Source organism: Enterobacter sp. EC_50 (assembly GCF_019584525.1).
In the GTDB taxonomy this organism is placed as follows: Bacteria; Pseudomonadota; Gammaproteobacteria; order Enterobacterales; family Enterobacteriaceae; genus Enterobacter; species Enterobacter roggenkampii.
Genome location: NZ_VDAF01000047.1, coordinates 1 through 8,495, shown reverse-complemented (window position 1 = coordinate 8,495; position 8,495 = coordinate 1). Strand labels below are relative to the sequence as shown.

Below are 8,495 nucleotides of genomic sequence, written 5' to 3'. Positions count from 1 at the left end.
ATAGCCTAAATAGGCTGATTCGATGTGTTTGCGGGAAAAAAATCGGCCCAGATCCGCGAAATTTTAATCAGCGAGTCAGCTTGGGAAGAAATGACCTGCTTATTCGCACCTTCCCCAGCATCAAAGGGCTGGGTTAGAAATATTCAGTTCCAATCTCTGGTGGGATAAAGCTGAACGAAGCGTTGATGATTATATCGTGTCGCAGATTACGCTGACTGCCGAAGACTTCGCAACGCCGCGGGGTGTCCATGTGGGTTCAACAACCAGAGAGCTGAACAACGCATACGGCAATGGCCTTGTTGAAAATGATTCAGGGACCCAGTGGGTTTCCTATGCGTTGGGTAAAAAAGTACTCTCTTTTGAGATGAAGGGCGGCAACGTTGTGAAAATAACAATGAATTACGATAATGGTTCTTCAGAGTAAATTATGTCCAATAAACTTTTAGCATCCGCATTGTGCGCGGCTTTATTGGCTGGCGTCGTTGAAACCTCTACGGCACTTGAATTATCGCAGTACAATAAGCTCGATACGGTAAGTCGCATCGTTAATGATAGCGAAGTGACGGACATTCTCAGGAAAACGCTGGGAAATCATTACCAGGCCTTTATTGATAACTTTGATGTCTTCGGTGAACCGCATACCACTCCAGGTGGAGGATTGTTTGTTGAGGGCTGGCTAAAGGATCTCTACCAGGAAAATGCCTCAGCGCTGGTTATCAATCCTGACGGCAAAATCTTCGCGGCCTGGGTGGTTCCAGAATCAAACGTTATCCATTACCAGTCCTCTGATAATAGTCAGCCGATTAATGCCGATATTCAGCAATGGGCCGCCAGGTTCAATACGATGCAGTTTGCAGCGAACAGCCAATCGAGACCTGCGTTTGACGGGGTTTGGGCAGGCGGGGTTGGCAACGACTCGACGTTAACCCTGCAGTTAGCTGAATCAGGCAACCGTATCACCGGGTCTTATTGCTATATCTCCCAGAGAGGAAACCGCATCGACTGCCCGGAAGATGATGAGCGAAATCTTAGCGGTACGATCGCGGGAAACCGTGCGAACGTAGCGTTTAACTCATCGTTTGGCGGCGCAGGCGGACGGGCTGTTCTGGAAATAAAGGGGAGTGAGATGGAATGGCGTTTAGTTACTCCTCCTCAAAAAGGAAATGATTATGCTCCGCAGCGTTATACGTTACGTAAAGCCGCTTCGGTTCAAAACGCTGAAACCAGAAAACTGGACACCGAAAGGTTCGCTATTTCTCTTATAAATAAGTGCGGTCATTTTGATAGCGAATGTGATCAGATGGTCTATCTCGGCGTGCGCAAAAGCGATAACAGTACGATCTCCTTAAGGGGAAAAACGTTGCACGACTCCGCAGGTAAAATAATCGGCTCAACCTACAAGAATGGCGAGATCGCTTATACCGTGACGTATGCACCCGTGAAATTGGTTGTCAGCAAAGGCAGCCATGTTTTAGTCGAACAATCAGGTCAATGGCGTAAATAATAAAACAGCCAGCCAAAGGGCCAACATGGATTGGCCTTTTTGTTTCTCTCAATATTAATCATCCCGAGTTCACTTATGAAATACACCCTCCAGGAAGGTTCATTTTCCCTTTTTCCTGCTGCCTGGCAGGATAACAGCATGAACATTATTCGCGATGACGAAAGCGGGCTGTCCGTGGTGGTCAGCCGCGGCGTGATTCCCGATGGCAGCGACTACGAACAAGAGTTTCACCGCCAGTGGGATGTGTTGCGTCCTCAGATGGGTGAGATCACCCAGAGCGAATTCCGGAACGTAAACGCCGGGCCTGACGGAAAAATTAGCGGACTGGAAGTCGAGACCACCTTTGACCGTAACGGACAGCGCCTGTGGCAAAAACAGCTGGCCGTGCAGACGCCGGGCAAACCGGTATTGATGATTTTTACCCTCTCGGCATTAAGAGCCTTTACCGAAGAGGACGAGGTGCGCTGGAGCGCGCTTAAGCAGAGTCTGACGCTAAACGACAACCGGAATGTGTAAGGCATGAGCGATAACAACGCGGCCCGTAAGGGCGACGAGATTTTTCACTCCAGCATTTTTGCTGATATCACCAGCATTGTGGCGGAAGGTGCCGCCTATGCGGTGATCGGTGCGGCAGTGGGGCTGGCGGCTACGGCCGCCGCGCCACTCCTCGGTGCCGGAGCCGCCGCAGCGGGCGTGGCGGCGATTGGGTCCAGCTGTCTGTTAAGCGGCATCGTTGGCGGCGTGCTGGCGAACGTGGCGGGGATCACCGACGATATCAGCAACGCCGCGGAAGGGTTAGGCAATGCGCTTTTCCCGCCGTCGCCTGCGGGTAAAATCACCACCGGTTCGAACAACGTACTGACCAACGCAATCCCTGCCGCGCGCGCGGCAGGCACGCTCACGCCCGCCGATACACCGTCCCCTGAGCCGCAGTCGCCGGGCAGCTTTGCCGATTACGCGGGCATGCTGCTTTCCGCCGCCGGACAGTTTGGCAGCGAAATGTGGCAGCCGAGCGTGGCCTCAGCCGCCGCGGGAACCTCGCCGCTGGAAGAGGACAAGGTGGCGTGTGAAAAGCACTCCGGGCCGCAGTATCTGGCGGAAGGCTCCAAAAGCGTCTTTATCAATGGCCAGCCCGCGGTGCGTGCGAAAGATCGCACCACCTGCGAAGGCACCGTTTCCGACGACGTCTCCCCGAACGTGATCATCGGCGGGGACACGCTCACGGTCCGCGATATCAAAAGCGGTAAAACGCCGGGTCTGGCGCTGGGGATGATTGCGCTCTCCCTGCTGCGCGGGCGTCCGGGCAAGATCCTGAAAAACATGCCCTGCGCGCTGGCCTCGGCCGGCGGCGGGATGCTCGCGGATATGGCGGTCAACGCCGTGTTTGGCTCCTCGCACCCGGTCCACGCCGCCACCGGCGTGAAGGTGCTGAACGACGACGATGAGCTCGACTTCTCGCTGCCGGGGCGCTTCCCGCTTCGCTGGCAGCGCAGCTACAACAGCCTGACCACCCGCGAAGGGCTGTTTGGTCTGGGCTGGGCAACGACCTTTGACAGCTATCTCTCGCTGGAAGATAACAATGCGACCTGGTTCGATGAAACCGGGCGCGAGCTGAGCTTTGAACTGCCGCCTGTCGACCGCGCGTTTTACAGCATCAGCGAAGGCATCATTATCCGCCGCAATGAGAACGGCGACGTGGCGATTGCCGACGATGACGGCGCGGTGTGGCGTCTGTATAAACCCACCCGGGCGAACCCCTCAATCCTGCGTCTGGCCTCCCTTAGCGATGAATACGGCAATGCGCTGCTGACGGCGTGGGACGAACACGGCAGGCTGGTTGGTATCCATGATGAGCCGCGGGCCATCGACGTCTCCCTGCGCTATGACGATGAACGTTTCCCGCTGCGCGTGACCGCAGCCAGCCATTTCGACGGCAACCAGACCTGGCCGCTGATGCAGTGGGGCTACGACGCGCGCGGCCAGCTGGCGAGCGCGGCGGATGCCTCCGGCGTGGTGACGCGTGAATACCGCTACAACGACCACGGCCTGATGGTCTGGCACCGGATGCCGGGCGGGCTGGAGAGCGAATACCGCTGGCAAAAATTCGACCACTGGCGCGTGGTGGAAAACCGCACCAGCACCGGCGACGGCTGCCGCTTTAGCTATGATTTAGCCGCCGGGCTGACGACCGTCGAACACTACGACGGTCAGACGCGCCGCCACTACTGGAACGCGCAAAATCTGATTGTCCGCTACGTAGACGAGCGCGGTGAAAACTGGCGCTACGAGTGGGATGATAACGAGCTTCTCACGCGTCGCATCGATCCGCTCGGAAACGCCGTCACCTTCGTCTACGACGAAATGGGCAACCGGGTGCAGGAGACCGATGCCGACGGCAACACCCGCACCACCACCTGGCTGGAGCACCGCGCGCTTCCCGCGGCCATTATCGAAGCCGACGGCAGCGCCACCCGGTTCTGGTACGACGAACATCACGGGCTCAAGCGCGTGATGGACCCGATGGGGCAGACGACGCAGCTGCGACGGGACGAGTTTGGCCTGGTTGTAGAAGAGGTCGATGCCGCAGGCAACAGCCGCTACCAGGAGTACAACGAGGCCGGGCAGATTGTCCGTTCGACGGACTGTTCCGGGCGTATTACCCGCTATCGCTATCATCCGCTGGGCTGGCTGGTGGCTGAGACAGCCGCCGACGGTGAAGAGACGCGCTACCGCTACGACGCCGCAGGGCGTCCGGTGCAGCTCGATCGCCCGGAAGGCTGGACGGAATCACTCAAATGGAACGAACGTGGCCTGCCGGTGAAGCATGCGGGCGCCGACGGTAAAGAGAGTGAGTTCAGATACGACGAGGCGGGGCGCTTAACCGCCACCCGTAATACGCAGGGTGAAGAAGTGCGACGCCGCTGGGACAGCCGCGGGCGTCTGATTGCCCTGGAAAACGAGAACGGCGAAGCGTATCAGTTCCGCTGGGGGCCAGACTCGCTGCTGCTGGAAGAGGTGGGGCTTGATGGCGTGGCCTCGCAGTATCGCTATGATGCCTGCGGGCGCACGATTGCGCGCACCTTTGCCGCCGGCCATCCGGAGGCCATCACCCACGCCTTCGCCTGGAGCGCGAGCGGCCAGCTGGTCGCCCGCACCACGCCGGAAGGGCAGACCCGCTACCATTACACGCCGTCCGGGCTATTAAGCCGGATTGGGCTGCATCCGGCGCTTTCAGCCGACGCGTGGACCACCGAGGCAGAGCAGGAGCTTGCCTTTGAGTATGACGCACTCGGTCGCGTCACCCGCGAAGCGGGCGAGCACGGCGAGCTGGCGTGGGAGTATGACGCGCTGGGCAACCGCACCTCCGTCACGCTGCCCGATGGTCGCGAGCTGAAGCAGTTCTACTACGGCAGCGGGCATCTGCTCAGCATTGCTCTTGATAAGCTCTCGGTCTCCGACTTTACCCGCGACGAACTCCACCGCGAGACCAGCCGCACCCAGGGTCTGCTGACCACCCGCAGCGAGTACGACCGCCTCGGCCGACTGCACCGCCGGGACGTTTTTACCGGCAATGCGCAGCGCCCGTCGCCGCGCCGCTGGTCCCGCCGCTGGGATTACGACTACCGCAATAACCTGGTGCGCGAAGAGCGGGACGATAACCCGTTCAGCTGGTACCGCTGGCAGTACGACAGCGCCGGGCGCCTGCTCGTTCAGGACGGCACGCTGCCTGGCCAGGAGCAGTGGCGCTGGGATGCAGCCGGTAACCCGCTGGAAGGTTCTGCTGAGAAGGTCACGCACAACCGCCTGACGCAGCTGAACGGCATTCGCTGGCGTTATGACATCCACGGCCGCACCGTGGAGAAGGATAACGGCCAGACGCGCTGGCACTACCGGTACGACGGCGAACACCGCCTGACGGAGGTTATCAGCCAGCCGCGGGATCGCAACAGGCCGCAGATGCAGGTCAGCTTCCGCTACGACCCGCTCGGACGCCGCATCAGCAAAACGCGCCAGCAGATGCTGGGCGGTCAGCCAACCGGCAAACCGGTGACCACCCGGTTTGTCTGGGAAGGGTTCCGCCTGCTGCAGGAACTGCACGGAGACGTACCGCTGACCTACGTCTACAGCGACCAGGACAGCTACGACCCGCTGGCGCGTATTGACGGCGTTGATGCTCCGGAGATTTTCTGGTTCCACTGCCAGCCGAACGGCACGCCGGAGCGGATGACGGATATCGAAGGGCAGGTGCGCTGGGAAGGGGTGAACGGCGCCTGGGGCAAGCTGCTGCGGGAAAGCGAGACGCAGATATCAGGATATTCTCAGAACCTGCGCATGCAGGGGCAATACCTGGACCGTGAGACAGGGCTGCACTACAATCTGTTCCGGTATTACGACCCGGACTGCGGACGGTTTACGCAGCAGGACCCGATAGGGCTGGCGGGGGGGATAAACCTTTACCAGTATGCGCCGAATGCGCTGAAATATATTGATCCTCTTGGCTTATCATCAACGACTTTCTATCATGCTGGTGATATTCGGGGCGAGATTAATCCTTCTATGGGGAGGCATGGATTAGATTTTAATCCTTCTAATCAAGGTGGTTTTTACGTAACTACTGATAAATCACAGGCTATTAAATGGGCAGAGCTGAGAGGACATCCAACTATAACGCAATTTGATATACCGAATTCAGAACTCGATAAACTAAATATAAAAGTATTTGAGTCTGCTGATAATGAATGGGCTAAATTTGTAACTCAGGGTAGAGCCAACACACTTGCACATAGTTATGATGCTGTAAGTGGACCAATGTTAGCAAACCCAGGTACTGTAAAAAAAGGAGGAAAGGCTAAGCCCATAGGTTCACAGCTTGCTATTTTCTCAAATAAAGCAGCAGCCGTGTTTGATCGTTATAAAGTAAAAAAAAGGTGTAAAGGTCAATGAATATTATCGATGGTATCCAATTCAGTAATTCTAATGAAAGTGTTATTTTTAATTACTATAGTTGGGTTGAGTTGATTAAAGCGATTATTGTTAAATATGCGAATAAAACAGAGAGTGAGGCTGAACGTATAGTATTAGCCTCTCCACTTGTTCGTATTAAGGAAAATGATTACATGTCTGTCGCTTTGCGCAGTCATGAAAGTGAGTATCATTGGGCAATGTTAATTGCTTATGGTGATCAATATTGGACAAAGGGAGTTTCTCCAGATGAACCTGACGGATACTTTGAGTGGGAAAAAGAATACAGAAAAAAAAATAATCTGGCAGAAGATAACTTTATTTTTAGTGATTAAGTTAAATAAAAAAATTTAAGAAGTAATATCTTGTCAGTTTTATTGTATGTTATGGCATTATTATGTTGAGGCATATAGTAATATCTCGTAGTGATCCCTTTTTAAGACTTAAAGCTCCGCTAAGAATTATAATGTAATCATATGCTATAAGTGGATTCGTCTCTGTAAAACCAACGGAAGATTTAATTATTACTTGCGATAAGACAAACTGAGAGGCAAAGGATGAGCACAGTTTACGAAGTTATTTTAGCCTTATATAAAACCACTCGAAGAAATCGACGAAGCGATACTTGCTCATGTGGAGTGGCTTAAAAAGGGGTACGCAGAGGGGATTTTCCTGACATCCGGTAGAGGGATCCCAAGAAACGGTAGTGTCATTCTCGCTAAATGCGAGAGTCTTGCTTCTCTTGAAGAGCTCTTACGCGAGGATCCTTTTCAGAGATTAAAGCTTGCGACTGTTGAGATCATTCCCTTTGAACCCAGTATGAAGACAGAACTCTTAGACAATGTGTTTTGACCCCGCAATAAAAAAAACACCCCAGGGCGTGGTTTTTTTCATTCAAGACGACTCAGACGTTGAACAGGAAGTTCATCACGTCGCCATCTTTAACGATGTAATCTTTATCGACGGGACATCTTTACCGGCAATGCCCAATGCCCGTCGCCGCGCCGCTGGTCCCGCCGCTGGGATTACGACTACCGTAATAACCTGGTGCGGGAAGTACGGAACGGTAACCCGTTTAACTGGTACCGCTGGCAGTACGACAGAGCCGGGCGCCTGCTCGTTAAGTACGGCATGCTGCCCGGTCAAGAGCAGTGGCGCTGGGATGCGGCTGGTAACCCGTTAGAGGGCGCTGGAGAGAAGATTGCCCATAACCGGGTCACGCAACTGAACGGTATTCGCTGGCGCTATGACATCCACGGCCGTACCGTAGAGAAGGATAACGGCCAGATCCGGCACTACCGGTACGATGGCGAACACCGCCTGACGGAAGTCATCAGCCAGCCGCGGGATCGCAACAAACCGCAGACGCAGGCCAGTTTCCGCTACGATCCGCTCGGTCGCCGCATCAGCAAAACGCGCCGCCAGATGCTGGGCGGACAGCCAACCGGTAAGCCGGTTACCACCCGGTTTGTCTGGGAAGGGTTCCGGCTGCTGCATGAAGTGCACGGGGATGTGCCGCTGACCTACGTTTACAGCGATCAGGACAGCTACGACCCGCTGGCGCGTATTGACGGCGTTGATGCCCCGGAGATTTTCTGGTTCCACTTCCAGCCGAACGGCACGCCGGAGCGAATTCTGCTCACCATGTTATACCCGTTGAGGTGTGGAAAGAGGAGCAATCATTCTTCAATGATATTGGCATCGGAAAAGACATGAACTCTGCGTTTAATGGTATTAATTTTCCAGGTAGCGCATCAGCGATGAAACAAGATGCAGGGAAAGGTATGGATATCTTCCATAGCAGTAATCATCATAACTATAGTGACATTCTCCGTCGGCGCATTGCTCGTGTTGAGTAACGATATATTTCTGGAAGATTAGATGCTAAAGGGGCGAGGATAGTTATAAGGCGGGTCTAAATAGATGCGCGGAATAGTAGATCACTGAAAGGGAACTCAGCCCGGATTGTGCGATCTGATCAATCGCCAAACCAACCAAAACCACCAACCGGACTGAGCGATGCCGATCA

General features: G+C 54.9%; 6 protein-coding genes and 2 pseudogenes. All 8 read left to right on the top strand.

Annotated elements, in window-relative coordinates:
• Positions 1 to 196 precede the first annotated feature (196 nt).
• The 8 genes and pseudogenes from FHC48_RS22560 (at position 197) to FHC48_RS22520 (ending at position 8,325) form a co-directional block, all read left to right on the top strand.
• Positions 197 to 424, top strand: coding sequence for a hypothetical protein (locus tag FHC48_RS22560; RefSeq protein ID WP_227028272.1), 228 nt, complete (start codon positions 197 to 199; stop codon positions 422 to 424).
• 3 nt (positions 425 to 427) lie between these two features.
• Positions 428 to 1,504, top strand: coding sequence for a hypothetical protein (locus FHC48_RS22555; RefSeq protein WP_059363139.1), 1,077 nt, complete (start codon positions 428 to 430; stop codon positions 1,502 to 1,504).
• A gap of 75 nt (positions 1,505 to 1,579) precedes the next feature.
• Positions 1,580 to 2,020 carry a DcrB-related protein gene (locus FHC48_RS22550; RefSeq protein WP_045334940.1) on the top strand — a complete coding sequence of 147 codons (441 nt, stop codon included), beginning with the start codon at positions 1,580 to 1,582 and terminating at the stop codon, positions 2,018 to 2,020.
• 3 nt (positions 2,021 to 2,023) lie between these two features.
• A complete protein-coding gene (locus FHC48_RS22545; RefSeq protein ID WP_119312130.1) occupies positions 2,024 to 6,448 on the top strand; it encodes an RHS repeat-associated core domain-containing protein in 4,425 nt (1,474 codons plus the stop codon).
• The gene (locus tag FHC48_RS22540; RefSeq protein ID WP_023292183.1) at positions 6,445 to 6,801 is read left to right on the top strand and encodes a hypothetical protein; all 357 of its coding nucleotides are present in this window, start codon (positions 6,445 to 6,447) and stop codon (positions 6,799 to 6,801) included. The genes FHC48_RS22545 and FHC48_RS22540 overlap by 4 nt, the downstream gene beginning before the upstream one ends.
• 222 nt (positions 6,802 to 7,023) lie before the next feature.
• Positions 7,024 to 7,318: pseudogene (locus tag FHC48_RS22535) on the top strand (YciI family protein).
• A 102-nt stretch (positions 7,319 to 7,420) separates the two neighbouring features.
• Positions 7,421 to 8,101: pseudogene (locus FHC48_RS22525) on the top strand (type IV secretion protein Rhs); the annotation flags it as partial.
• Between the two features lie 26 nt (positions 8,102 to 8,127).
• Complete coding sequence (locus FHC48_RS22520; RefSeq protein WP_071788853.1) at positions 8,128 to 8,325, top strand: hypothetical protein; 198 nt, start codon at positions 8,128 to 8,130, stop codon at positions 8,323 to 8,325.
• Positions 8,326 to 8,495: the final 170 nt, after the last annotated feature.